This window comes from Rugamonas fusca, from assembly GCF_014042365.1.
GTDB lineage: Bacteria > Pseudomonadota > Gammaproteobacteria > Burkholderiales > Burkholderiaceae_D > Rugamonas > Rugamonas fusca.
Map to the genome: position 1 here is coordinate 151,504 of NZ_JACEZS010000009.1, position 26,155 is coordinate 177,658.

General features: G+C 66.2%; 21 protein-coding genes. 11 read left to right on the top strand and 10 right to left on the bottom strand.

Going from position 1 to position 26,155, the window contains the following annotated elements:
* The first annotated feature begins 216 nt into the window (after positions 1 to 216).
* Positions 217 to 843 (top strand): glutathione S-transferase, encoded by a 627-nt coding sequence (locus H3H36_RS12450; protein ID WP_229219880.1) that lies wholly within the window; start codon positions 217 to 219, stop codon positions 841 to 843.
* Here H3H36_RS12450 and H3H36_RS12455 read toward each other — a convergent pair.
* Positions 819 to 1,625, bottom strand: a complete 807-nt coding sequence (locus H3H36_RS12455; protein ID WP_182217956.1) for a DUF2182 domain-containing protein — start codon at positions 1,623 to 1,625, stop codon at positions 819 to 821. The two genes, H3H36_RS12450 and H3H36_RS12455, sit on opposite strands and share 25 nt — an antisense overlap.
* Positions 1,626 to 1,638: 13 nt before the next feature.
* Positions 1,639 to 2,271, bottom strand: coding sequence for a DUF1326 domain-containing protein (locus H3H36_RS12460; RefSeq protein WP_182217958.1), 633 nt, complete (start codon positions 2,269 to 2,271; stop codon positions 1,639 to 1,641).
* A 222-nt stretch (positions 2,272 to 2,493) separates the two neighbouring features.
* Between H3H36_RS12460 and H3H36_RS12465 the strand changes: the two genes are divergently transcribed.
* Positions 2,494 to 3,120, top strand: a complete 627-nt coding sequence (locus tag H3H36_RS12465; RefSeq protein ID WP_182217960.1) for a hypothetical protein — start codon at positions 2,494 to 2,496, stop codon at positions 3,118 to 3,120.
* A 21-nt stretch (positions 3,121 to 3,141) separates the two neighbouring features.
* On the opposite strand, the gene H3H36_RS12470 is transcribed toward H3H36_RS12465, so the two are convergent.
* Positions 3,142 to 4,101: a D-2-hydroxyacid dehydrogenase gene (locus tag H3H36_RS12470; RefSeq protein ID WP_182217962.1), complete on the bottom strand. Its 960-nt coding sequence runs from the start codon at positions 4,099 to 4,101 to the stop codon at positions 3,142 to 3,144.
* Complete coding sequence (locus tag H3H36_RS12475) at positions 4,098 to 5,045, bottom strand: LysR family transcriptional regulator (RefSeq protein ID WP_182217964.1); 948 nt, start codon at positions 5,043 to 5,045, stop codon at positions 4,098 to 4,100. Before H3H36_RS12475 ends, H3H36_RS12470 begins: the two co-directional genes overlap by 4 nt.
* 147 nt (positions 5,046 to 5,192) lie before the next feature.
* Here H3H36_RS12475 and H3H36_RS12480 point away from each other — a divergent pair, with 147 nt between their 5' ends.
* From H3H36_RS12480 to H3H36_RS12500, 5 genes are all read left to right on the top strand, one after another.
* Complete coding sequence (locus tag H3H36_RS12480; protein WP_182217967.1) at positions 5,193 to 5,393, top strand: hypothetical protein; 201 nt, start codon at positions 5,193 to 5,195, stop codon at positions 5,391 to 5,393.
* Positions 5,390 to 6,235: an alpha/beta hydrolase gene (locus tag H3H36_RS12485; protein WP_182217970.1), complete on the top strand. Its 846-nt coding sequence runs from the start codon at positions 5,390 to 5,392 to the stop codon at positions 6,233 to 6,235. Before H3H36_RS12480 ends, H3H36_RS12485 begins: the two co-directional genes overlap by 4 nt.
* A 145-nt stretch (positions 6,236 to 6,380) precedes the next feature.
* Complete coding sequence (locus H3H36_RS12490; RefSeq protein ID WP_182217972.1) at positions 6,381 to 7,637, top strand: efflux RND transporter periplasmic adaptor subunit; 1,257 nt, start codon at positions 6,381 to 6,383, stop codon at positions 7,635 to 7,637.
* A 3-nt stretch (positions 7,638 to 7,640) separates the two neighbouring features.
* Complete coding sequence (locus tag H3H36_RS12495) at positions 7,641 to 10,823, top strand: efflux RND transporter permease subunit (protein WP_182217974.1); 3,183 nt, start codon at positions 7,641 to 7,643, stop codon at positions 10,821 to 10,823.
* Positions 10,823 to 12,337: an efflux transporter outer membrane subunit gene (locus H3H36_RS12500; RefSeq protein ID WP_182217976.1), complete on the top strand. Its 1,515-nt coding sequence runs from the start codon at positions 10,823 to 10,825 to the stop codon at positions 12,335 to 12,337. Before H3H36_RS12495 ends, H3H36_RS12500 begins: the two co-directional genes overlap by 1 nt.
* 68 nt (positions 12,338 to 12,405) lie before the next feature.
* On the opposite strand, the gene H3H36_RS12505 is transcribed toward H3H36_RS12500, so the two are convergent.
* The 5 genes from H3H36_RS12505 to H3H36_RS12525 all read right to left on the bottom strand — a co-directional run bounded on the left by H3H36_RS12505 (position 12,406) and on the right by H3H36_RS12525 (position 17,072).
* Positions 12,406 to 13,278 carry a proteasome-type protease gene (locus H3H36_RS12505; protein WP_182217978.1) on the bottom strand — a complete coding sequence of 291 codons (873 nt, stop codon included), beginning with the start codon at positions 13,276 to 13,278 and terminating at the stop codon, positions 12,406 to 12,408.
* 40 nt (positions 13,279 to 13,318) lie between these two features.
* Entirely contained in the window at positions 13,319 to 14,122 is an 804-nt protein-coding gene (locus H3H36_RS12510) for a transglutaminase family protein (protein ID WP_182217981.1), read from the bottom strand.
* Positions 14,123 to 14,137: 15 nt separating this feature from the next.
* Positions 14,138 to 15,094 (bottom strand): alpha-E domain-containing protein, encoded by a 957-nt coding sequence (locus H3H36_RS12515; RefSeq protein WP_182217983.1) that lies wholly within the window; start codon positions 15,092 to 15,094, stop codon positions 14,138 to 14,140.
* A gap of 31 nt (positions 15,095 to 15,125) precedes the next feature.
* Positions 15,126 to 16,556 carry a circularly permuted type 2 ATP-grasp protein gene (locus H3H36_RS12520; RefSeq protein ID WP_182217986.1) on the bottom strand — a complete coding sequence of 477 codons (1,431 nt, stop codon included), beginning with the start codon at positions 16,554 to 16,556 and terminating at the stop codon, positions 15,126 to 15,128.
* Between the two features lie 204 nt (positions 16,557 to 16,760).
* Positions 16,761 to 17,072 (bottom strand): hypothetical protein, encoded by a 312-nt coding sequence (locus tag H3H36_RS12525; protein ID WP_182217988.1) that lies wholly within the window; start codon positions 17,070 to 17,072, stop codon positions 16,761 to 16,763.
* 187 nt (positions 17,073 to 17,259) lie between these two features.
* Here H3H36_RS12525 and ligD point away from each other — a divergent pair, with 187 nt between their 5' ends.
* Positions 17,260 to 19,842, top strand: a complete 2,583-nt coding sequence (ligD, locus tag H3H36_RS12530) for a DNA ligase D (protein WP_182217990.1) — start codon at positions 17,260 to 17,262, stop codon at positions 19,840 to 19,842.
* A gap of 5 nt (positions 19,843 to 19,847) precedes the next feature.
* Here ligD and ku read toward each other — a convergent pair whose 3' ends face one another.
* The gene (gene ku / locus H3H36_RS12535) at positions 19,848 to 20,822 is read right to left on the bottom strand and encodes a non-homologous end joining protein Ku (protein ID WP_182217992.1); all 975 of its coding nucleotides are present in this window, start codon (positions 20,820 to 20,822) and stop codon (positions 19,848 to 19,850) included.
* 184 nt (positions 20,823 to 21,006) lie between these two features.
* Between ku and H3H36_RS12540 the strand changes: the two genes are divergently transcribed.
* The 3 genes from H3H36_RS12540 (at position 21,007) to H3H36_RS12550 (ending at position 26,060) form a co-directional block, all read left to right on the top strand.
* Positions 21,007 to 22,113 carry a GGDEF domain-containing protein gene (locus tag H3H36_RS12540; RefSeq protein ID WP_182217994.1) on the top strand — a complete coding sequence of 369 codons (1,107 nt, stop codon included), beginning with the start codon at positions 21,007 to 21,009 and terminating at the stop codon, positions 22,111 to 22,113.
* 123 nt (positions 22,114 to 22,236) lie between these two features.
* Positions 22,237 to 23,715, top strand: a complete 1,479-nt coding sequence (locus H3H36_RS12545; RefSeq protein ID WP_182217996.1) for a GGDEF domain-containing protein — start codon at positions 22,237 to 22,239, stop codon at positions 23,713 to 23,715.
* A 143-nt stretch (positions 23,716 to 23,858) separates the two neighbouring features.
* A complete protein-coding gene (locus tag H3H36_RS12550) occupies positions 23,859 to 26,060 on the top strand; it encodes a sensor histidine kinase (protein ID WP_182217999.1) in 2,202 nt (733 codons plus the stop codon).
* The last annotated feature ends 95 nt before the right edge of the window (positions 26,061 to 26,155 follow it).

The window sequence follows — 26,155 nt, forward strand, 5'->3', positions numbered from 1 at the left end:
GGAATATTGCTTTAAATTCGGTGTCAGGTCTGTCATTCGGACAGCTGTCGCGCCTTTTTGAGTTTTCTCAAGACGCGACTGTCGATTATCAAAACTTATGTAGTAGGAGGCCATTCACCATATTCGACCTCTTTGCAGTTTGATTAAACTCAAAGATATTGTCCTTGTGTCCAAATGACAGACCTGACACCGAATTTCACTCTCACCAAGGAAACCATGATGCCTCAACTTAAACTGACCTACTTCGACTTCCACGGCGGCCGTGGCGAACCGGCGCGCCTGGCGCTGCATATCGGCGGCATCCCGTTCGAGGACCATCGTTTCGCCTTCCCCGAATTCGCGGAACTGCGCAAGAGCACGCCGTTCGGCCAGGTTCCGGTCCTGCATGTGGACGGTGTGCAGGTCTCGCAGTGCGACGCCATCCTGCGCTACGTCGGCAAGCTGGCCGGCCTGTATCCGACCGATCCGTTCCAGGCCTTGCTGTGCGATGAGGTGACCTATGTGGTGGAAAACGCCAACGACAAGATCAGCCCGACCTATCGCATGACGGGCGAGGAGCAGAAGGCGGCGCGGCTGGCGCTGGTCAACGGGTCCATGCCGGTCTACCTGCGCTGGCTGGAGGCGCAATTGCTGGCCCATGGCGGCGACTACTTTGCCGACCACCGCCTCACCATCGCCGACCTGAAAGTGTTCGTCGATGTGCGTAACCTGAACTCGGGCCGCCTCGACCATGTGCCGACGGACCTGGTGCAAAGCGTGGCCCCCGCGCTCAACGCGCACCAGCAACGTATCGCCGCGACGCCGGCCATCCAGGCTTACTACGCCAGCTTCAACGCAAAGTAAGGCGACAGCAGTGTCGCCAGTCCCCAGGCGATGAACACGACACCGGTGGCGCGGCTGATCCAGTGGCCCGCCGGTGTCACCTTTTCCACCAGCACGTAGACGGCCAGGCCGGCGATCCAGGCCAGGTTCATCACGCCGCCCACGAACAGCAGCAGCATCAGCGCCCAGCAACATCCGACGCAGTAGGCGCCGTGGCGCATGCCCATCCGGAACGCGCCCATGTTGCCAGTGCGCCAGTTGGCCAGCACGAAGTCGAGCGGCGACTGGCAGTGGGCGAGGCAGGCGGATTTGACGGGCGTCCACTGGTACACGCCAGCGGCGACCAGCGTGGCGCCCGCCAGTACGACGCTGGTGCTTTCCATCATGGGCGACAGCAGGGCCACCCGTTCCAGCAGATATTGGAGCGCGACGGCCGCCACGCTGAATCCGCTCCACACGGCCACATACGCCAGCCCGAACAGCGGTACGGCCCATGCCGATCCTGTCACCATGCCCCGCACGGCGCCATGCCTGCGCGCCATGGTCGCATAGAGCAGCAGCATGGGCAGCGCGCTGGGCAGCATCATGGCCACCATCATCACCACCCACATGACCAGCATGACGAGCGCATGGGAAACGGTCCACGGTCCCGTGCTCATGGGCATGAGCATGCCGTCCATTTCCGCCATCGTCCCGGCGCCGGACAGCAGATAGGTCCACGCCAGCGCGGTGACGAGCGCCACGGCCAGCACCGGCAGCGCCCGTTCGTGGTGCAGCACGCGCGCCAGGATCGCCGCGCTCATGGCCTGCGCCGTGTCAGCCCAGCACGCCCGCCGGGCTCTGGATCACGTGGGCCAGCGTGCTGTGCTTACCCTTGGCGACGAAGGGGATGGCGCCCAGGCTATCAATGTCGGCCGACGCGATCTGGCCTTCGCGGTGCTCGAAGCCATCGGGCAGCACGACGGCGCCACGGAACGGCGCGCCCGTCACCGGGTTCCTGATCGGTTCCACGCTTGTCGTCAGCACGCCGGGGATGACCACACGGGCCTGGCGTTCGCGCAGGTCGAATTCGAAGCGGAACGGGGCGAACACGGGTTCGTGCATCCGGGTCACGATCAGGCTGAAAATGTGGAACAGCGTGCCTTCCTGGGAGTTCTGGCCGGACAGGATGGCGAACAGGGCGTCGCGTTGGGCGGGCGTGGCGCGTTCGTCGATGATGGGCTGGGCCTCGCCATTGCCTTCATGCAGCGCGCCGGGGAAGTGCACCGTCACGCAGAATGACAGGCCGTCCAGCCGCGTCCCTTCAAAATAGCCGGAAGTGATATGCATGGCGACCAGCCCCTTGCAATATCCTTCGGTAGGTCTTGCGTTAAAGTCGCATGGGCATCCATACGCGCAGGTGCAATTTTTTACCCAGTCGCCTTCCAGGCGCCAGTCTGCGGTTGCCATGATCGCCTCCCCGAATGTGGTATTCGTGCTGTCTTTGCACTCTTCACTGTAGGTCGCATCGCGGCAAACACAAGTCCATCCTGCCGCCGCCCCGCGCACGATTGCATGGTGTAGCAATGCACGGATGAGATGCGTGCACTATATTGAAAGCGACGTTCATCCAACTTCAGCAGGAGGGCAGGGACGCGCCCACGTGCGTCCGTTAGCATCGGGGAGAACAAGATGTGCAAGCGAACTGTTTTAATGCTGTTGCTGGCGCTGGGTTGCGTCGGCGCCAGCATGAGCGCACAGGCCCAATCGGGGCAAACGGCGTTCGGCCGGGCGACCGTGGAGCCGGCCGTGAACGATGCGGATGGCAGCACCGTCTATCTGTTGACGCCCACCAAGGCGCCGTTCCCATCCATGGCCAACCCGCGCGCGGCCGCGCCGCTCTACCTGCCGGCCTATCCCGCTAACTCGACCATCAACCCGGCCACGCTGAACTGCCAGCCGCACAATTGCGACCACGTCAACGTGCTGCCGTTCCCGGCGCCCGGCTATCCCAATGGCGGGGCTGCCTGCGTCGAGTACGGCTATCCTGCCAACCAGTGCGCGCTGTTGATCGGCCATGACCACCTGATCGGCGTGCCGCACACGGGCGACTTCAACGTGGCCTGGTCCGTGGTCCTCGTGGTGTTCACGCCGGAAGGGCTGGCCGCCGGCGCCGGCAATCACCGCGTGCTGACGCTGATGGACATTGCCACCCTGGTGACCAAGGGCTGGGCGCACGAGGTGGCCACGCCCATCACCTTCAACTGCAGCATCGTGCCCGCAACGGTCTACTACAAGGGTACGCCGCAAAGCTTCTAACGGATGCGCCAGCGGGCCCGCTCACGCCACCACGTTGCGCGGCGCGCCCGCTGCCCACGCTTCGATGTTGTCGATCAGCTGGTCGGCCAGCACCTGCATGGCCTGGCCGCTGGCCCAGGCCGTGTGCGGCGTGAGGATGAAGTTGGGCAGGCGCAGCTGGAGCAGCACGTTGTCATCCGGGGGCGGTTCCTGCGTCAGCACGTCGAAGCCGGCGCCGGCGATCACGTGGTTGTGCAGCGCGTCGGCCAGCGCCTGTTCGTGCACCAGGCCGCCGCGCGCCGTGTTGATCAGCAGGGCGCTGCGCTTCATGCGGGCCAGTTCGGGCGCGCCTATCATGTGGCGCGTCTGTTCCGTCAATGGCAGGTGCAGGCTGATCACGTCCGACGTTTGCAGCAGCTCGTCCCAGCCGACCTGGCGCACGGTGGAGTCGTTCACGGGCGAGCGCGTGTGCACGCATACCTCCATGCCGAACGCGCGCGCCAGCGCGGCCACCGATTTGCCGAGCGCACCGTAGCCCACCAACCCAAGGCGGCTGCCGGCCAGGTCGCTGATCGGATGGTCGAGCAAACAGAAGCGGCCCGCATGCTGCCAGCGGCCCGCTTCCACGTCGGCACGGTAGGCGATGAGGTTGCGGCGCAAGGCCAGGATCAGCGCGAACGTGTGCTCGGGCAGCGTGTGAATGGCGTAGTTGCGGATGTTGGAGACGACGATGCCCCGTTCGCGGCAGGCCGCCAGGTCCAGGATGTCGGTGCCGGTGGCCGCCACGGCGATCATCTTCAGGTTCGGCAACCGGGCCAGGTCGGCCGCCCGCAGTGGCACCTTGTTGGTGATGGCGATGGTGGCGTCGTGCAGCCGCTCCACCACATCGGCGTGGGCCGTGGCCGGGTACTGGTTCCAGTGATGGGGGAAGGCGGGCAGGCGCACGCTGGCGATCAGGCTTTCGCGGTCGAGGAAGACGATGCGGTGCGGGGCATTGCTCATAGGGTGGACTCCGTGTTAAGGGGACGCAAGGTCTTGGGCAGGCGCATGCCGGGGTGTTGGGCGAACAGTTCGGCCACCCATTCGACGAACACGCGCACCTTGGCCGACAGGTGGCGGTTCTGCGGGTAGACCACGTGGATGGGAATCGGCGCCGAGGTCCAGTCGGGCAGCAGCAGTTCCAGCTTGCCTTGCTCGATCAGCGGTTCCAGCACGAAGCGGGCGGTCTGGATGATGCCCAGTCCGGCCAATCCGGCGCTCAGGTAGGCGTTGGCGTCGTTGACGGCGATGGAGCCGGGCAGCAGCGTCTGCACCAGTTCGTCGCCGCGGGTGAAGTCCCATTCGTAGATCTTGCCGGTGCGCGAGGAAAAATAGTTCACGCAGCGGTGGCGCGTCAGCTCGTTCGGGTGCTGGGGCCGGCCGTAGCGCTCCAGATACGATGGCGCGGCGCAGGTGAGAAAGTGCAAAAAGCCGACCCGCCGCGCGATCAGGTTGGAGTCGCCCAGCGCGCCGCCGCGCACGCAGCAGTCCACGCCTTCCTCGATCAGGTCCACGGTGCGGTCGCTGCTGCCCAGTTCCAGTTCGATGTCGGGATAGCGGGCGAAAAAATCGGGCAGGGCCGGCACCAGCACTTCGCTGGCCAGGCCCGTGGGCGCGTCCACCCGCAGCCGGCCGCTGGGGCTCAGGCGGGTGCGCGACAGCGATTCCTCCGCCTCGCGCACGTCCGACAGGATGCGCAGACAGCGTTCATAATAGGCCGCGCCGTCGGCCGTCACCGTCACCTGGCGCGTGGTCCGGTGCAGCAGCTTGACCTTCAGCGCCGCTTCCAGCGACTGGATCAGCGTGGAGACGGTAGCCTTGGGCAGCTGCATGTTGTCGGCCGCGCGGGTAAAGCCGCCGGCGTCCACCACCTGCACGAACACTTCCATCGCTTGCAGTTTATTCATCTTCCTATCTCATTGTTCGGATTCATGAACAATCAATTCGACATTGCCACATTTATCTTATTGTAGTTGAAGTTTATGATTGCCGTACTGCAGCATGGAATACCGCCCCGTCGGGCCGGAAGCTGGCAGTTTGGGAGGGAAAACAGCATGGCATATCGGACTGAAATCATGGCGCTGTTAGGACTCGCGCTAGGCGCGGCTGCGCTGGCGGCCATCGTCACCACCGATACCTACGCGCAGGCGGCCCAGGCCGAGGCGAGCGGCGTCCATGCCCTGACCCAACAATGGCAAGCCGATGGCGAGCAGCTGGCCTGCGCCGCGGACGCGGTACGGACGGTGCACCAATGAACGTGCTGTCCGACCAGCTCAAGAGCCGCAACCTGGACGTGCGCGGCGTGGACGGCATGCTGCCCGCGCGCCTGTACAGCTACGGCCCCGCCGGCACCAGGCGCGACGCGCTGATCGTGTTCTTCCACGGCGGCGGCTTCGTGACGGGCGGGCTGGAGGACAGCGATATGTTCCTGCGCCACCTGGTGAACGACAATCCGGAGCAGCTGGTGCTGGCGGCCAGTTACACGCTGGCGCCCGTGCGCCCGTTTCCGGCCGCCGTCGAAGATGCGCACGCAATCTTGAACTGGGCCCGCAAGAACAAGGCCAAGCTGGGCTGGACGGGCAAGCAGATGATCGTGGCCGGCATTGAAGCGGGCGCCAACCTGGCCGCCGTCAGCGCGCTGATGTCGCGCGACCGTGGCGGCCCGCCGCTGGCCGGACAATTGCTGATCATGCCCATGCTGGACCCGGGCCTGAGTACCGGCTCGATGCGCTGCAACAGCGCGGCGGCCGACATGGTGGACGTGGCCGACGCCTGCGCGGCCGGCTACCGCGGCTATCTGCCCAACGCGGCCGACCGCACGCACCCGTACGCGTCGCCGCTGCAATCGAGTCGTTTGAAGAATTTGCCGCCGGCATTGATCCTGTCGGCCGAGGATGATCCGCTGCGTGATGAAGCGGAACTGTATGGCGCCAAGCTGATCGCCTGTGGCACCAGGACCACCGTCAGCCGGCTGCCGCCGGCGCCCCTGCACGAATCAGGGGCCCGTAACGAATGCGCGTGCAAAGTCCACGCGCTGGGAGAAATCGCCAGCTTCATCGCTGGCCTGGACCGGACCGAGACGCCGCCAGCCGCATAAGGGATACCCCGCCATCTTAGCAAGACCTGCTTGACGCTCTGCGTGGCCTGCCACCGGGGCGGTAGTGCCGTGTTTTCTCGAATTTTGTCCGAGTCGCCCGGCTCCGCCATCTCTATTAAAGATTTTCATAGAAAAAGGATTTAACATGAAAAACGCGAAATATTTGACCGCTGTAGCCCGGCCCCTGATGGCCGCTATGGCACTGGCGGGGCTGGCCGCGATCGGTCTGACAGGGTGCGATGAAGCAACCGGCAAGCCGGCTGAGGCGCCGGCTGCCGGCGGCCCGCCCATTTCCGCCGCCGTCGTGGTGCAGAAAGCCGTGACGGAAACCCAGGAGTTCTCGGGCCGGCTGGAAGCGGTGGAACGGGTCGAGATCCGCTCGCGCGTGAGCGGCTTCATCACGGCTGTCAATTTCAAGCCGGGCAGCGAAGTCAAACAGGGCGACGTGCTGTTCGTGATCGACCCGCGCCCGTACCAGGCCGAGAAGGACCGCGCCGAGGCGGCCGCCAGTTCGGCCCGCGCCAAGGCCGACCTGGCCAAGCTGGAACTGGTGCGCGCCGAGAAGCTGCTGGCCGATAAAGCCATCGCCCAGCGCGAGTACGACGAAAAGGCTTCCGGCCTGAAGGAACTGGACGCCAACGCCCGCGCCGCCCAGGCCCAGTACGAGGCGGCCAAGCTGAACCTGAGCTACACCCAGGTCCGTGCGCCCATCAACGGCCGCGTGAGCAAGGCCGAAATCACGCTCGGCAACCTGGTCGATGCGTCCGCCGTGCTCACTTCCGTCGTCTCCACCGACCGCATCTACGCCAGCTTCGACGGCGACGAGGACACCTTCCTGCGGGTGGGCGCCATGTCGCACAAGGGCCAGCCGGTGGCGGTGAAAGTGGGCCTGGCCAACGAGAGCGGCTTCCCGCACGAGGGCAAGCTGGAATTCGTCGACAACCAGCTCGATCCGCAGACGGGCAGCGTGCGCATGCGCGCCACCTTCGCCAACGCCGACCGCACGCTGGTGCCCGGCCTGTTCGCCCGCGTCCAGCTCGATGGCGGCGCCGGCGGCAACGGCGGCCAGTCGCAGGCCATCCTGATCAATGAACGGGCCGTGGGCACGGACCAGAACCGCAAATTCGTGTTCGTGGTGGGCGCCGACAGCAAGGCGGAATACCGCCCGATCAAGCTGGGGCAGACGGTGGACGGCATGCGCGTGGTGCGCGAGGGCTTGAAGCCGGGCGAGAAGATCATCGTCAATGGCCTGCAGCGCGTGCATCCGGGTGCGCCCGTCACGCCGCAGGTGGTGGCGATGGACTTCGATCCGCTGGCGGCCAACGTGGCCAAGCCGGAAGCGAAAAAAGCAGACAAGGTAGCCGCCGTCAGCACCGGCGACGCTGCCACCAAGAAGGAATAAATTATGAACATATCGCGTTTTTTCGTCGACAAGCCCATCTTCGCCGGTGTGCTGTCGATCATCATCTTCGTGGCGGGCCTGATCGCCATCCTCAAGCTGCCGATCTCCGAGTATCCGGACGTGGTGCCGCCATCGGTGGTGGTGCGCGCCCAGTACCCGGGCGCCAATCCGAAGATCATCGCTGAAACCGTGGCCGCGCCGCTGGAAGAACAGATCAACGGCGTCGACAACATGCTCTACATGTCGTCGCAGAACACCTCGGACGGCGCGCTGGCGCTGACCGTCACGTTCAAGATCGGCACCAACGTCGAGCAGGCCGAGACGGCCGTGCAGAACCGCGTGCAGCGCGCCTTGCCGCGCCTGCCCGAGGAAGTGCGCCAGATCGGCGTGACGACCGTGAAGTCCTCGCCCAACCTGACCATGGTGGTCCACCTGCAGTCGCCCAACGGCCGCTACGACGACCTGTACCTGCGTAACTACGCGGTGCTCAACATCAAGGACCAGCTGGCGCGCCTGCCCGGCATGGGCGACGTGCAGCTGTTCGGTTCCGGCGACTACGCCATGCGCATCTGGCTCGACCCGCAGAAAGTGGCCGCGCGCGGCCTGACGGCGGGCGACGTGGTGGCGGCCATCCGCGAGCAGAACGTGCAGGTGGCCGCCGGCGTGATCGGCGCCGGCCCCACCAGGAACGCGGACTTCCAGCTGACGGTCAACACCCAGGGCCGCCTGCAAAGCGAGGAGGAATTCGGCAACATCATCATCAAGACCAATGCCGATGGCGCCGTCACGCAGCTCAAGGACGTGGCCCGCATGGAGCTCGGTTCCAATTCCTATGCGCTGCGCTCGCTGCTGAACAACAATTCGGCCGTGGCCATCCCCATTTTCGAGGCACCGAATGCGAACGCGCTGCAACTGTCGCATGACGTGCGCGAGACCATGGCCCGCCTGTCGAAAGATTTCCCGGAAGGCGTCACGTACAGCGTTGTATATGACCCGACCCAATTCGTGCGCGAATCGATCCGTGCCGTCATCCACACCCTGGTCGAAGCCGTGATCCTGGTGGCGCTGGTGGTGATCGTGTTCCTGCAAACCTGGCGCGCCTCGGTGATTCCGCTGCTGGCCGTGCCCGTCTCCATCATCGGCACCTTCGCCGTGATGCTGGGCTTCGGCTTCTCGATCAACACGCTGTCGCTGTTCGGCCTGGTGCTGGCCATCGGTATCGTGGTCGATGACGCCATCGTGGTGGTGGAGAACGTGGAGCGCAACATCGCCAACGGGCTGTCGCCGCACGATGCCACCATCCAGGCCATGAAAGAGGTAAGTGGCCCCATCATCGCCATCGCGCTGGTGCTGTGCGCCGTGTTCGTGCCGATCGCCTTCGTGTCCGGCCTGTCGGGCCAGTTCTACAAGCAGTTCGCGCTGACCATCGCCATTTCGACTGTGATCTCGGCATTCAGCTCGCTGACGCTGGCGCCGGCCCTGGCCGCCTCGCTGCTGAAACCGCACGACGCGCCCAAGGACAAGCTGACCCGCCTGATGGACGCCGTGTTCGGCCGCTTCTTCACCTGGTTCAACGGCTTCTTCCACCGCACCTCGGACAGTTACCAGACCGGCGTGACGGCCATCCTCAAGCGCAAGGGCGGCGCGCTGGTGGTGTACGCCGTGCTGGCCGTGGCCGCGGGCTTCATGTTCAAGCTGGTGCCGCCGGGCTTCGTGCCGGCCCAGGACAAGCAGTACCTGATCGGCTTCGCGCAACTGCCGGACGCCGCTTCGCTGGACCGCACCGATGCCGTGATCCGCAAGATGTCGGACATCGCCAAGGACGTGCCGGGCGTGGAAGCATCGGTTGCTTTCCCTGGCCTGTCGATCAACGGCTTCACCAACGCGCCCAACGCCGGTATCGTGTTCACGCCGCTGAAGCCGTTCGAGGAACGCACCAAGCCGAGTGAATCGGCGCAAGCCATCGCGGCTGAGATCAACAAGCGCATGGGCGCGATCGAAGGCGCGTTCGTGATGGTGCTGCCGCCGCCGCCCGTCAATGGCCTGGGCACCACGGGTGGCTTCAAGCTGATGCTGGAAGACCGCGACAACCTGGGCTACGATGAGTTGAACAAGGCGGTGCAGGCGGTGCAGATGAAGGCCTGGCAGAATCCCAAGCTGGCCGGCGTGTTCTCCAGCTACCAGATCAACGTGCCGCAGCTGTTCGCGGACGTGGACCGGGTCAAGGCCAAGCAGATGGGCGTGCCGCTGCAAACCATTTACCAGACCTTGCAGATCAACCTCGGCTCGCTGTACGTGAACGACTTCAACCAGTTCGGCCGTACCTACCAGGTGCGGGTGCAGGCGGACGCCAAGTTCCGCTCGCACGCGGAGGACATCGCCCAGCTCAAGGTCCGCAACGACAAGGGCGAGATGATCCCGCTGTCGTCGCTGATGCGCGTGAAGGACAGCTATGGCCCGGACCGCGTGCAGCGTTACAACGGCTACGTGTCGGCCGAGATCAACGGCGGCCCCGCGCCTGGCGTGTCGTCCGGCGAGGCGCAGGCTGAAATGACGAAGATCGTCAACGAAGTGCTGCCGAAGGGGATCCACTACGAGTGGACGGAACTGGTGTACCAGGACATCCTGTCCGGTAACACGATGGTCTATGTGTTCCCGCTGTGCGTGCTGCTGGTGTTCCTGGTGCTGGCCGCCCAGTATGAGAGCTGGACCCTGCCGCTGGCCGTGATCCTGATCGTGCCGATGTCCATCCTGTGCGCGCTGCTGGGCGTGAAGCTGACCCACGGCGACAACAACGTGTTCACCCAGATCGCACTGTTCGTGCTGGTGGGGCTGGCGTCGAAGAACGCGATCCTGATCGTGGAATTCGCCCGCGAGCTGGAACACCATGGCCGCACCATCGTGCAGGCTGCGCTGGAAGCATGCCGTCTGCGTCTGCGTCCGATTCTGATGACGTCGATCGCCTTCATCATGGGCGTGGTGCCGCTGGTGTTCTCGCACGGCGCCGGCGCCGAGATGCGCCATGCGATGGGCGTGGCAGTGTTCGCCGGCATGCTGGGCGTGACCTTCTTCGGTCTGTTCCTGACGCCCGTGTTCTACGTCCTGCTGCGCATGCTGGCCGTGCGCCTGGAGAAAAAATCCGCCCCGGCCGCTGTCGCCGTCGCGAAAATGGAAGGAACCCACTGATGAAACCGAACCTGATCGCCAGGGGTGTGGCCCCGCTGGTAGCGGCGCTGCTGCTGACCGCCTGCGCCGCGCCCGAATTCAAGCAGCCGCACATGGACGTGCCGGCCGCGTTCAAGGAAAGCCAGACGCCAGCCGACACGCAAGTGCACACGGCGGCCGATGGCAGCACCTGGAAGCTGGGCCAGCCGGCCGAGCGCCAGCCGCGCGGCGAATGGTGGCTGGCCTTCCACGACCCGGCCTTGAATGAGCTGATCGCGGAAGCCACCAAGGCCAACGCCAACCTGGAAGTGGCGGCGGCCCGCGTCAAGCAGGCGCGCGCCATCGCCGGCATCGCGGAAGCGGACCGCATTCCGCAAGTGGGCGTGAACGTGGGGGCGCAGCGCAACCGGGCTTCGGCCCTGTCGCTGGGGCTGCCGGCCGGTACGCCGGTGGCGCCGGGCACGGCCTACTCGGCCAACCTGACGGCCAGCTACGAGGTGGACCTGTTTGGCCGCGTGTCGTCCAACGTGAGCGCGGCCCGCAACGACGCCGCTTCCGTGGAAGCCATGTACCGCTCGGTGCTGCTGTCGGTGCAGGCCGATGTCGCCCAGACTTACTTCCGCCTGCGCGCCACCGACGCTGAACTGGATACGCTGAACCGCACCGTCAGCCTGCGCGAGGAGAGCGTGAAGGTCAACCAGCGCCGCTTCGACCTGGGCGACATCGGCGAATTCGACCTGTCGCGTGCCAAGACGGAGCTTTCGACGGCGCGTGCGGAAGCCATCGGCCTGCAACGCCAGCGGGTGACGACCGAGCATGCGCTGGCCGTCCTGCTGGGCAAACCGGCGGCCAGCTTCACGGCCGCCGCCAGCCCGCTGCTCGACTCGTCGCTGCTGCCCGTGATCCCGGCCGGACTGCCATCGACGCTGCTCGAGCGCCGGCCCGACATCGCCGCCGCCCAGCGCAGCATGGAAGCGGCCAACGCCCGCATCGGCGTGGCCCGTTCCGCCATGTTCCCGGCGCTGACCATCAGCGCCAATGGCGGCGGCGCGGCCGGCACTTTCGCCGACGTGTTCAAGTGGAGCAGCCGTTCGTGGATGCTGGGCGCGCTGATGTCGATGCCGCTGATCGACGGTGGCCGCAACAGCGCCAACATCGCGCGCAGCGAGGCGGCGTTGCAGGAATCGGTGGGCAGCTACCGCCAGAGCGTGCTGACGGCGTTCGCGGAAGTGGAAGATAACCTGGCCGGCCTGCGCATCCTGTCGGGCCAGACGGCGCAGATCGACGATGCCGTGGTGTCGGCCCGCCGTTCGGCTGACCTGGCGCAGAAGTTGTACGCGGCCGGCCGTTCCAGCTACCTGGACTTGCTGGACGCGCAGCGCAACCTGGCCACGGTCGAGCGTAACGCCGTCCAGTTGCGCGGCAACCAGGCCGTGACGACGGTGGCGTTGATCCGCGCGCTGGGCGGCGGCTGGGATGGCGCCGAGCCGGCGACCGCGCAACTGCCGCAGGCGGCCATGCAGGCATCGAACTGACACTGAGCGCGTAACAAAGAAAAAAGGCAGGGCGGTGACGCCCTGCCTTTTTTACGTTATGCGCGCGATTACTGTTGTCCGTCCGAGAATTGCTGGGACAAGGTTTGTAACGGTACGCCGGACGCGGCCGGCGCCTTGGCGCCCGGCGGCGTCACCCGCACTGGCTGGCTGCCCGCGTGCGCCGTATGCAGGACGTTGCCGGCCGTGCCGCAGGCCGCGTTCCATACCGGCGCATCGAGTCCTTCGAACACGCTCTTGAGCTGGCGGCCCCAGGTGCTGCGGATCATCTGGAAGTATTCGTTGCGCTCGTCGATGGTGACGAAACGGGTCACGGCCAGCCGGTCGGTCTCGTACACCAGCAAGTCCAGCGGCAGGCCGACCGAGATGTTCGAGCGTAGCGTCGAATCCATGGAGATCAGCGCGCACTTGGCGGCGTCGTCGAGCGAGGTGGCCGGGGTGATCACGCGGTCGATTATGGGCTTGCCATACTTGGCTTCGCCGATCTGGAAATAGGTGTTCTCGTCGTGCGATTCGATGAAGTTGCCGGCCGAGTAGATCTGGAACAGGCGGCAGCGTTCGCCCTTGATCTGGCCGCCGAAGATGATGCTGACATTGAATTCGATGCCGAACCCGGCCAGCGACTGCGCGTCGCGCGCGTGCACCTGGCGCACGGCCTGGCCCAGGATGCGGGCCGCCTCGTACATATTGGGCGCGTTCCAGATGCTGAGCCCGTCGTCGGTGCGCAGCTCGTTGACGAGCTCGCGTATCGATTGCGAGATCGACAGATTACCGGCCGTCATCAGGACCATCACGCGCTCGCCCGGCGCTTCAAACACGCTCATCTTGCGGAACGTGCCGACCTGGTCGACCCCCGCGTTGGTGCGCGAATCCGATAAAAACACCAGTCCGGCGTTCAGCCGCATGGCAGCACAATAAGTCATGGTGGTATGGTGTGGATGGAAAGTAGCGTCATTTTACAGGTCACTGGGGCACGATCTGGACGTCCACGTTCAGCGATTCGGTGCCGCCGCCGCGCCGCATGCCGCGCACCGGCGCCGCGCTGTCGTAGTCGCGGCCCACGGCCAGGCGGCAATAGGCGTCCGTCATCAGGCGCGCGTGGGTGACGTCGATGCTGACCCAGCCGCTGTAATCGCCGTCGTCGGCCCAGGCGTCCACCCAGGCGTGGCTGGCCGCGTGGCCGCTGTTCTCCGGATCGATATAGCCCGACACATAGCGCGCCGGGATGCCATGGGCATGGCAGCAGGCCAGGAACAGGTGCGCGTGGTCCTGGCATACGCCCTGGCCCAGCGCCAGCGCATCGCTGGCCGCGGTGTCCACGGCGGTCGCACCTTTTTGATACCGGACCGCACCAAAGATGTGCTCGGCCAGCCGCAGCAGGTCGCGCGTCATCGCCTTGCCGTCCGGCAGGCACGAGGCGGCCAGCGCCAGGACGCCAGGCCCGGCCGCCGTGAGCCGGGTCGGCACGGTGAAGATCAGCGGCGACAGCGTGCCGCCGTCGGCAATGCGGCCCCGGTCCGGGGCGCGGGTGTCGAGCACGCCGTGGGCGACGATGGACAGCGCCTGGTGCGGCTGGTTCATCGTCATCGTGTGCGACAGGTTGCCGTAGGCGTCGGTGTAGGCGTGCACATGGCCGGGCGTGGCCAGTTGCCAGGACAGGACCTGCTGCTGCGCCTCCACGCGCGGCGTCAGGTGCAGCTGCTGGATGGTGTAGGCCAGCGGCAGCGTGTAGCTGTAGCGGGTCTCGTGGCGTATGGTCAGTCGCATCGCATCGCTTTCCGTCTAGGCCGCCAGCGGCACCAGGAAATCGCGGCTGACCCGATTGCCCAGTTCGTAGATATCGGCCAGGAAGCGGGTCAGCGTGTCGTGCAGGCCGTGCGCCAGGATGTCGTCGATCCGCCCGAACTGAAGCTGCGCGCGCAGCCGGCCGGCGAAGCGTTCCGTGTCGGCCGAGACGTCGTTGCGCACGGCGTGCAGGTTCTGGACCACCTCGTCCATGCAGGCCAGCAGCGAGCGCGGCATGTCGTCGCGCAGGATCAGCAGTTCGGCGATACGGGCCGGCGTGATCACGTCGCGGTAGACCTTGCGATAAATTTCGAAGCCGGACAGTGAGCGCAGCATCGCCCCCCAGTAGTAGAAGTCGCGCTGGCTCATGCCTTGCTGGGCCTCGGCCACGCTGCCGAGGTCGCCGTGGTATTTGACGTCCAGGATACGCGCCGTGTTGTCGGCCCGTTCCAGGAAGGTGCCGAGACGGATGAAATGCACGGCTTCGTCGCGCAGCATGGTGCCCACCGTGACGCCGCGCGACAGGTGGGACCGAAACTTCACCCACTCGAAGAATTTGCTGGGATCGGTCTCCAGCAGGTCGCTCTGGAGGCGGCGCTGCATGTCCAGCCAGGTCTGGTTCTGGATTTCCCAGACTTCCGTCGTCAGCGTGCCGCGCACGGCGCGGGCATTTTCACGGGCCTGGGTCAGGCAGGCGACGATGGAGGACGGGTTGTCCGGATCGCGCACCATGAAGTCGATCACTTCGCGGCCTTCGAGCGAGCGGTATTTCTGGTCAAACGCGGCCTGCAGCTCGGAAATGCCGAGCAGGGCGCGCCAGCCCTGGGCGTTTTCTGCGTCCGATTGCGGCAGCATGGAGGTCTGCACGTTCACATCGAGCATGCGCGCGGTATTCTCGGCGCGCTCGGTGTAGCGGGCCATCCAGAACAAATGGTCGGCGGTACGGCTCAGCATAATCTCTCCCTCAGGTTGATCTTTGATGCGCTCAACGTTCCAGTATCCAGGTATCCTTGGTGCCGCCGCCCTGCGACGAATTGACCACCAGCGAACCTTCCTGCAGCGCCACGCGGGTCAGGCCGCCCGGCACCATGGAGATGGTCTTGCCGGACAGGACAAACGGCCGCAAATCGATGTGGCGCGGGGCGATGCCGTTTTCCACATAGGTCGGGCAGGCCGACAGGGCCAGCGTGGGCTGGGCAATATAGCCGTCCGGCCGGGCCAGCAGGCGCTGGCGGAAATCCTCGATCTGCGCCTTGGTCGATGCCGGGCCGACCAGCATGCCGTAGCCGCCGGCGCCATGCACTTCCTTGACCACCAGCTCCGGCAGCTTGGCCAGCGTGTAGGCCAGATCTTCTTGCTTGCGGCACTGGTAGGTCGGCACATTGTTCAGCACTGGCTGCTCCGACAGGTAGAACTTGATCATGTCCGGCACGTACGGGTAGATCGACTTGTCGTCTGCCACCCCGGTGCCGATGGCGTTGGCCAGCGTGACGCGGCCGGCGCGGTAGACCGACAGCAAGCCGGGCACGCCCAGCGAGGAATCGGCGCGGAAGGCCAGCGGGTCGAGGAAATCGTCGTCCAGGCGGCGATAGATCACGTCGACCCGTTTCGGCCCGCGCGTGGTGCGCATGAACACGGTGTTATCGCTGACGAACAAATCCTTGCCCTCGACCAGTTCCACCCCCATTTGCTGGGCCAGGAAGGCATGCTCGAAGTAGGCCGAGTTGTACATGCCCGGCGTCATCACCACCACGGTGGGATCGTTGATGCCCAAGGGCGCGACCGAGCGCAGGTTATCGAGCAGCAGGTCGGGATAGTGATCGACCGGCGCCACGCGGTTGCGGGCGAACAGCTCCGGGAACAGCCGCATCATCATCTTGCGGTCTTCCAGCATGTAGGAGACACCGGACGGCACCCGCAGATTATCTTCCAGCACGTAGAACTCGCCCTGGCCGGCCCGTACGATATCGACGCCGGCGATGTGGGCATAAATGTCGGACGCCACGTTGATGCCCTGCATCTCCGGCCGGTACTGGGCGTTCCGGTAGATCTGCTCGGCCGGGATGATGCCGGCCTTGATGATGTTCTGGTCGTGATAAATGTCGTGGATGAACATGTTCAACGCCTTCACGCGCTGCACCAGTCCAGTCTGTAATTGCGTCCATTCGGCCGCCGGAATGATGCGCGGGATGGTATCGAAAGGAATCAGTCGCTCGGTACCGGCATCGTCGCCATAGACGGCGAAGGTGATACCCACGCGCCGGAATGTGAGATCGGCTTCGGCCCGCTTGCGCTCGATGACGTCGGCCGGCTGGCGTTGAAGCCAGCCGCAGAATTCGCGGTAGTGTTCTCGTACATCGGCGCTAGCGTCATGCGCCAGGCCGTCAGTGGTCATTTCATTGAAATAGGTCGCCATGTCGTACATTCCCTGTTGAGCACGCTTGATCAACAATCAAGAAGTGTGCCAGCGGAAATGCGCGATTTTGGTGCGGAAGCGGGAGCGCCGGCGGCGCACCAGTGGAGGGCGATGGGCCCGGCACGCGCGGGCGGTGGGAAGCAGCGAGCGGGACCCGGCCAACTGACCGCGTCCCGCTCGCAGGAGGCAAAGGCGGGGGACGCCTTATTTGGCAGCGGCTGGTGCCGATGCGGCCGGGGTTTCCGTCTTGGCGGCTTCCTTGTGGGCCTTGGCATGCTTGGCCTTCTTGTGGGCCTTCACCGGAGCAGGCTTCTCTTCAGCCTTGGCGCTGGCGGCGGTGTCCTTGGCGCTGGCGCTGGCACTGGCGCTGGCGGCAGGCTTGGCTGGCGTCGCAGGCTTGGCTTCCGATTTGACGGCGGCGGGGGTGCTGGCCGTGGTGGCACTGGCGGCGGGCGCCTGGGCGAAGGCCGCGGTAGCGAACAGGCCGGCGATCAGGGTAGCGATAATCTTGGTCATGATGTCATCCTTCAGGTGGTTTATACAGCCGGGACAATTCCCGTGTCAGTGAGCAAGAAACGGGATTCCAGCGAGCGCCGTTGACGGCTCTTACATCCGCTTACAAGCGCGTGCGATCGCTTACATATTGCGCGCCGTGTGCGCTGGCGTACTATCGGCGGCCCACCGGCGCGCTATCCTGTCAGGCATGGCGGACCCACTTCATCACTACCAATCGAAACGCGACTTCTCCAAGACGCCGGAACCGGCCGCAGGCGGGGAGGGCGGGGAAGCGCTGTCGTTCGTGGTGCAGAAGCACTGGGCCAGCCATCTGCACTATGATTTCCGGCTGGAGCTCGACGGCGTGCTCAAAAGCTGGGCCGTGCCCAAAGGGCCCAGCTACGATCCCCAGGTCAAGCGCATGGCGATCGAGGTGGAGGACCACCCGCTGGCCTATGGCGGTTTCGAAGGCACGATACCGGAGGGCGAATATGGCGCGGGCGAGGTGATCGTCTGGGACCGGGGCAGCTGGCTGCCGCTGGGCGAACCGCATGCGGGTTTGGCGAAAGGCCATCTGAGCTTCGAGCTGCACGGGCACAAACTGCGCGGCAAATGGGCACTGGTGCGGATGCGGCGCGGCGAGCAGCGCCAGGCGGCATGGCTGCTGATCAAGGAGCATGATGACTATGCGCGGCCCGAGGCGGAGTTCGACGTGGTGGCGGCGATGCCCGACAGCGTGCTGACGCGGCCGTCCGGCCGTGGTGCCAGGCGAGCCGGCCGTGCCGCACCGGCGGTGGGCGCCCGCGCCAGCGCCGCGCTGCCCGACAAGCTGCCTGCCGGCGCCCGCAAGGCGGCGTTGCCGGATAAGCTGGCGCCGCAACTGGCCACGCTGGTGGAGCAACCGCCCGCCACGGCCGGTGACTGGATATTCGAAACCAAGTTCGATGGCTATCGCCTGCTGAGCAGGGTGGATGGGGATGAAGTCCGCCTCACCACGCGCAGCGGCGCGGACTGGACGGCGAAGCTGGCCCCCTTGCACGCGGCCCTGCGTGCCATGCGTCTGCCGCCCGGCTGGTACGACGGCGAGATTATCGTGCGCGACGCGCAGGGCCGGCCCGACTTCGGCCTGCTGCAACAGGCGTTCGATGGCAAGCACACAGCCGGCATCATCTACTACCTGTTCGATGTGCCCTACTGTGGCGGCTACGACCTGCGCGAGGTGCCGCTGGAGCGCAGGCGCGCGCTGCTCGAACACGTGCTGGACGCGGCCGGGCCGTCATCGCGCGTGCGCTTCAGCCCCGCGCTCGATGGGGCGCCACGGCAGGCCGTGGCGGCCGCATGCCGGCTGGGGCTGGAAGGCATCATCGGCAAGCGGCGCGATGGTGCTTATGTGTCGCACCGCACGCGCGACTGGATCAAGCTCAAATGCGGCCAGCGCCAGGAGTTCGTCGTGGGCGGCTACACCGATCCGCAAGGCGCGCGGAGTGGATTCGGCTCGCTGCTGCTGGGCGTGTACGACGAACACGGGCGGCTGCATTACGCGGGCAACGTGGGCACGGGCTTCGATGCGGGGGAACTGAAATCCCTGTCCGCGCGCATGCGCGCGTTGGCGGCGGACGACTGTCCGTTCGCGTCGGCCGGGCGCATCGCGGGCCGGCCCCACTGGTTGCGGCCGGAACTGGTGGCCGAGGTGAGCTTTGGCGAATGGACGCGCGACGGTTCGCTGCGCCAGGCCGTGTTCCATGGCCTGCGCGCGGACAAGGCGGCCCGCGCCATCCGGCGCGAGGACGTGCGGCGCCAGGCGTCGGGCCGCAGTGGCGACAGTGGGCGTGCCAGTGCCAGTGCGCGCATGGCGCCGCACGATCCGCCCGCCGTCGCCAGCAAGGGGCCGGCGCGGCTGCACGTGACGCATCCCGGGCGCGTGGTTGACCGCCTGAGCGGCACCACCAAGCTGGCGCTGGTGAACTACTACGCGCAGGTGGCGGCGCTGATGCAGCCCCACCTCAAGGACCGCCCGGTGGCGCTGTTGCGCGCGCCCGATGGCGTGGAGGGCGAGCTGTTCTTCCAGAAGCACGCTGGCGGGCGGCTGGCGGGCGTGCGCCAGCTGGACCGCGCGCTGGACCCCGGCCATCCGCCCATGCTCACCATCGCCGGCGTGGACGGTTTATTGGCGGTGGCGCAGTGGAACGTGGTGGAAATCCACACCCAGAACGCGCTGGCCGGCAGCTATGAACGCCCCAACCGGCTGGTGTTCGACCTCGATCCGGGCGAGGGCGTGGCCTGGCCGCAGGTGCGGGAGGCGGCCGTGCTGATGCGCGGCATGCTCGATGAGCTGGCGTTGCCGGCCTTCCTCAAGACCAGCGGCGGCAAGGGGCTGCACCTGGTGGTGCCCTTGCGCGCCCACTATGGCTGGGATGACGTGAAGGGGTTCTCGCAGGCCGTCGTGGCCCACATGGCGCGCCTGATTCCGGCGCGTTTCACGGACAAGAGCGGGCCGCGTAACCGGGTCGGCCGCATCTACATCGATTACCTGCGCAATGGGCGCGGCGCCACCACCGTGTGCGCGTGGTCGGCGCGGGCGCGGCCGGGATTGGGCATCTCCGTGCCGGTGGCATGGGACGAACTGGACCAGCTCGATGGCGGCGATCACTGGAGCGTGCCAACGGTCGAGCGCAGGCTCGATGTGGGCAATACGCCCTGGAAGGACTATGCGCGCCGTGCGCGCGGGCTGGCGGGGGCGATGCGCCGCCTGGGCTTTACGCCGGGCGGCGCGGCGCAGGCGGACGATTAGGCCGATCAGGCCCGGCGCGCGCCCGAGGTGGCGCCGGCAGTACGTGTGCTGGCGGTCTTGCGGGTGCCGCTGGTGTTCGATGGGGTACTGCTCTTGCGGGCGCTGGCGGACTTGCGCAGGCTGTCAGCCGCGCGCTCGTCCTTGCGCTTGCCGCTCGCGCCGCTCCCGCTTTTTTCGCGCTTGCCGCCATCCCGGCCGCGCAGGCTGCGTTGCAGCAGTTCCACCAGGTCCACCACATTGCTGGCGCCGGGCGCGCGCGTTTCGCGTTCGGGCATGGTGATGGCGTGGGTCTTGCCCGCCTTGACCTTCTTGTCGATCAGCGCCATCAGGTCGTCGCGGTAGCTGTCGTGGTATTGCTGCGGGCGCCATGGTTCGGCCATGCCGTCCACCAGTTCCAGCGCCATCGCCAGCTCTTTCGGCTTGAGCTCGCCGGCGCGGGCGGACGGCAGGTCCAGCTCGTCCGTGCCGAGGATCTCGGCCGGGTAGCGCAGGGTGTGGAGCACGATGGCGTCCTCCAGGCACGCCAGCGCGCACAGGTGCTGGCGGGTGCGGATCACCACCGTGGCCACGCCCACCTTGCCCGATTTGCGCAGCGTCTCGCGCAGCAGCGCGTACACCCGGGCGCCACCGCGCGTGGGCGACAGGTAGTAGGCCTGCTCGTAGTAGGTGAGGGGAATCTCTTCGGCGGCGGCGAACGACTGGATCTCGATGGTCTGGGTAGCCGCCACGTTGGCGCGGCGCAGGTCCTCGTCCGTCAGCACGACATATTGGTCATCCTCGTATTCATAGCCCTTGACGATGTCGTCCCATGTCACTTCCTCGCCGGTGCGCTTGTTGTAGCGGCGGTAGCCCACGGGCGAGAAGTCGCGCCGGTCCAGCATGGTCAGGGTCAACTCGTCCGGGCGCACCGCCGTGTGCAGTTCGACCGGAATGTGCACCAGGCCGAAACTGATGGCGCCTTTCCACAAAGCACGTGCCATGCTGCCTTCCTCCCTCTCTCGCATGATGCCGGCGTCGGTACGGGCGGGCCGTACGCTGGTTCACATAACGGCTTGTTTTTAGCGCCGCGTGACAATTGGATAGATTTTTAGCGCCCCGACTGGCTCACAATTTGAAAGCGATCAGCGATCCATCCGTGGTCGCTGGTGCACCAATAGATGTGGTATGGAACAGATCAGCCCCGATACTAGCGCGCCGCCGCAGCGCCTGATTCGCGACAAGTTCGTCGACCGGATGTGGTGGTGCGTGTGCAGCTATTGCATGGTGGTGATACCACTCGTGATCTGGCGCGAAGCAGCACTCGGTGGCGGCCTGACGCGCATGGCGCCCGTCACCGCGTTGTCGGTGCTGACCATCGCCGTCACCCCCATCCGCCAGCGGCTTCCCCAGGTGGTCAGGCAGGGCTTGCCGCCCGCGCTGCTGGCGCTGGGCGGACTGGCCGGACTGTATTCCTATGGTTTGCAAGGCAGCGGCATGACCGCGGTGATTTTCGGCAGCGTGTGCGCGATCACCGTCGCGCCGCTGCGCACGGGCGTGGCCGCCGTTGCCCTGATCTGGCTGGCCGTGATCATGATCGCCATCAGCTACGTGCGGGGCGCGCTGCAGGCGCCATTCGGGGTCGAGTTCGCCAGCAGCGCCGTCAACTGGGTCGGTACCGTCACCACCACGATATTGCTGACGGTTTATCTGTCCGCCGCCATCGCGGACTACCAGCGCTCGACCGGCTTGCTGCTGCGCAAGGTGGAGCGCCAGCGCGACCAGATCGCAGCGCTGGCCAACCATGACGCGCTGACGGGCTTGCCGTCGTGGCGGCTGGCCCGTGACCGGCTGGAGATGGCCTGCAGCCAGGCCGTGCGCACCCACACCCGGGTGGCCGTGCTGTTCATCGACCTCGATGGTTTCAAGGCCGCCAACGACAGTTGCGGCCACCAGGCGGGCGACCTGGCGTTGCGCGCCGTCGCCCAGCGCCTGCTGGAGGCCGTGCGCACCACCGATACGGCGGCCCGGATCGGCGGTGACGAATTTCTCGTCATCCTGAACGGGGTCGAGGCGGAAGCGGCCGCCCTCAGGATGGCCGAGAAAATCATCGCCGCCATCGCGACGCCGATCCGCTACCAGGAGCGCCAGTTGCACCTGGGCGCCAGTGTCGGCATTTCCTTCTTCCCCGAGCACGGCCAGTCCAGCGAAATCCTGCTGGAGCATGCGGACCAGGCCATGTACCGCGTCAAACGCAGCGGCAAAAACGATTACGCCGTGTTCCATGACGCCTGAACGGCGCCGGCGCCGCAAAATACAAAGAGTCTGTGCTACAAATAATATTGCTAATTATGAACTTTATGGCACACTGTTAGGGTGGCAATTCTTATAAATAAAACGATAGTGGGGAGCAGTGTGATGGCCGATCTTGACAGCCGCAGGGACATCGTCGGGGTGTTTCTGACCGCAACCGGCGAGCGGCGCGCCGAATTCCAGGCTTGCTGCGGCGAGCAATTCTCCCGGTTGTTGCTTGTCGATAATATCGACGCGGCCACTGTTGCGGTGGGGCGACAGAAAGTGGACTTGCTGGTACTGGACTTGAGTGGCTTTTCCAGTATGGGGGAAATGGCGGGCATCGGCGCCCTGATCCGCAGCCGCAATGGCGCGCCGACGCTGGTGCTGTGCCCGTACGTGAGCAGCGCATGGATCCCGGAACTGATGGCCAGCGGCCCGCTGCAGTACCGCATCTGTCCCATGCTGCACGACGAATTGCGGATGGCCGTGGAACAGGCGCTGGCCACCTCGCTCAATCCGGCCGCCGCGGCCCAGCAAACCCTGCTTGACAAGGAAAAGGAACTGCGCGACCTGCTGACCATCCAGCGCAGCCTGCAGCGGGCGCTGAGCAGCGTGGACGATATCGCCACCATGTCGGCCCAGGTCTGCCTGGCCCTGTGCAGCTTCCCCGGCGTGCGCCACACGGCCCTGTTGCACATGAAGGAGCGCGGCGACTTGCAACTGGTGGCGCAGGAGTCGCGCAACCACCTGGACCTGAGCCGCTTGCTGGAGCGGCGCGACCGCCTGCTGCAGGCGCCGCTGAGCGATATTTTCCCGCCGCTGCTGGCCGTCAGCGGCGGCGAACTGGTGCTGCTGGACGCGCCCGAAAAGGCGGGCGATCCGGAACTGGCGCTCAGCCTGCACGACCGCGAAGTGCGCATGGTGCTGGCGCTGCCGCTGCGCAGCGAGGCGGGCGGCCCGGTGCAGGGTTCGATCTGCCTGATGTTCGACCGCCACATCCAGTTCTCGCGCGAGCACTTCGCCTGCTTTACCAGCCTGGCGCAATTCATCAGCTTCGGGCTGGGCATGAGCGAACTGAAACACCAGAACGACGCGCTGGCCGGCCAGCTGCTGCAGATCAGCACCATCGACGCGCTGACGGGCGCCGTCAACCGCCGCCGCGGCGAGGACATCCTGGAAACGGAAATCCGGCGCGCCCGCCGCTACGCCTTGCCGCTGGCCCTGATCACCTTCGACATCGACAACTTCCGCTCCGTCAACGATTTATACGGTTATCCGATCGGCGACCAGGCGCTGCGCATCGTGGCCGAGACGGTGCAGGCGCGCCTGCGCGGCTCGGACACGCTGGCGCGCATGCGGGGCGAGGAATTCATGGTGGTGGCCACCCACACCTGCGCCATCGACGCGCTCAAGCTGGCCGAAAAGCTGCGCGAGACCATCGCCGCCACCACGCTGCCCGGCTGCGAGATGGTCACCATCAGCCTGGCCGTGGCCCAGGTGGGGCTGGACGAGGGCGCCATCTCCGTGCTGGACCGGCTCGACGCGGCCCTGCACCGCGCCAAGCGCGCCGGGCGCAACTGCGTGGAACTGGCGATGCAATAAAACCAGGCGGGGTCAGTGTCTGCCCCCGCCCGCGATCATGCTCCGAGGCAATAAAACGGTTGCGCTTGGCGGGTGTTCGCCCCTATGATGGGGCGGTGCGCGAGATGATTTTCTTGCATTTTCTATAACCCGGGGTTCTTACGATGTTGCGCAAGTGGGTCAGCCGTACAGGACGCGCGTCGATCGCGTGGTTCGTCAGCGTGGCGATGACGGCCGTGGTGACGGTGGTGCTGGCGGCCTTCGCCTGGTATTTCTACCAGGGCGAGAAGGTGCAGCGGCGTGCGCAGCTGCACCAGACGGTGGCCACCAGCGCCGACGAACTGTCGGCCGCCGTGGCGCTGCCGGCCTGGAACTTCGACGAGAACCAGATCCTCACCATCATGAAGAGCGGCTTGAGCAACCGCGACCTGTACGCCAGCGCCGTGGTGCCCGTGGCCACCAGCCATCCCTACATCCTGCTGCGCGGCGCCGACGGGCAGCTGCGGGCGGCCGACAGCCTGCCGCCCCAGCCGGACCAGCTGGTGGAAACGCGGACCATCACGGCCAATGGCCAGAACATCGGCACCATCAGCGTCTATGCCACGCCGGCGCTGATGCTGGAACAATTGCGCCAGCGCCTGATCACCATCGTCGGCATGATCGTGGTGCTGGACGCCACGCTCGTGTGCAGCCTGTATCTGCTGCTGTGGCATTTGATCCTGAAACCTTTGAGCTCGATCGGCCGCTACGCTGTCAACGTCAAGGCCGGCATGAATCCGGGCGCGGCCCCGCCCAGCGACTGGTTCTTCGGTGAACTCGACACCCTGAACGCGGCCATCCGCGACATGGTGGCGCTGCTCGAACGCCGCTACGTGGCCATGCACGCGTCCGAGGAGCGGCTGCAGATCGCCAGCAGCGCGGCCGCCATCGGCATCTGGGACTGGAACATCCTCAGTGGCGACGTGGTGTGGGATGAGCAGATGTTCCGCCTGCACGGCATGGAGGGGGGCAAGGGCGGGCGCGACATGGCGCAGTGGGTGGCCATGCTGCATCCGGACGATGCGCTGCCGGTGCAGGCCCTGCTGAACCAGGCCTTGCAGGGCAACGGCGAGTTTGATGCGGAATTTCGCATCGTGTGGCCCGATGGCAGCGTGCACCACATCAAGGGCGACGCCATGATCTTCCGCGACAGCGAAGGGCGGCCGGCGCGCATGGTGGGCGTCAATTACGACATCACGGCCCACAAGGTGGCCCAGCAGGAGCTGCGGCGCCACCGCATCCACCTGGAGGAACTGGTGGCCGAGCGCACCGAGGCGCTGTCGGTGGCCGTGCTGCAGGCGCAGGCGGCCAACCAGGCCAAGAGCATCTTCCTGGCCAACATGAGCCACGAGCTGCGCACGCCGCTCCATTCCGTGATCGGCTTCTCGCGCCTGATGGCCGATTCCAAGCACATGCTGCCCGAGGAGAAGCGCAACCTGGCCATCATCCACCGCTCCGGCCAGCACCTGCTCAAGCTGATCAACGACATCCTGGAACTGTCGCGGATAGAGGCGGGACGGGCCGTGCTGCAAACGGAGGTGCTCAATCCGCAGGAGATGCTGCAGGAAGTGATGGATATGGTCAGCATGCGGGCCGGCCAGGGCGGGGTGGCGCTGGTGCTCGACAGCGCCGGCCTGCCGGCCGCGGCCCGGGTGGACGGCACCAAGCTGCGCCAGGTGCTGCTCAACCTGATGTCGAACGCCGTCAAGTTCACCGCCCGTGGCAAGGTCACGCTGCGCGCGCGCGGGGTGGCGCGCGGCGCGCGCTGCGAACTGAGTTTCGCCGTGATCGACACGGGGCCGGGCATCGCCGAGGCGGACCAGGCCCGCATCTTCGAACCGTTCATCCAGGCCGACGGCCCCGGCGCCAGGGAAGGCACGGGCCTGGGCCTGACCATCTCGCGCGAATTCGTGCAGCTGATGGGCGGCACGCTGTCGGTGCAGTCGGCGCCGGGCGCCGGCGCCACCTTCCAGTTCACGGTGGTGACGGAGCTGGCCAGCGCGGCGGCGCTGCCGGCCGCCAGCGGGCCGGACGGCATGGCCGACGAGCAGCAGGGCCACCAGATCCTGGTGCTGGACGAGCACGACGATGCCAGCGCCCCCCTGTCCCGCGCGGACGTGGCCTGTTTGTCGCCGCAACTGCGGGCCACGCTGCGGGCCGCCGTCCAGGAACTGAACCTGGTGCGGGTGGCGCAATTGCTGCGGCCACTGGCGCCGGAGCTGGGCGCCGTGGTGGCACGGATTGAACACATGGTGAGCCGGCACCAGTATCCGCAGTTGTGCGAGCTGCTCGCGGAGGATGGCCCGGCGCTGGCGCCGCACGCGTGAGTTTGGCGCGATGGTGCCGGCCTGCGCCGGCCCGTGGTGGTATATGATGGGAGGTTGCCGGACCCTGGCGCGGGGCCCCGGCACTGAATCACGTT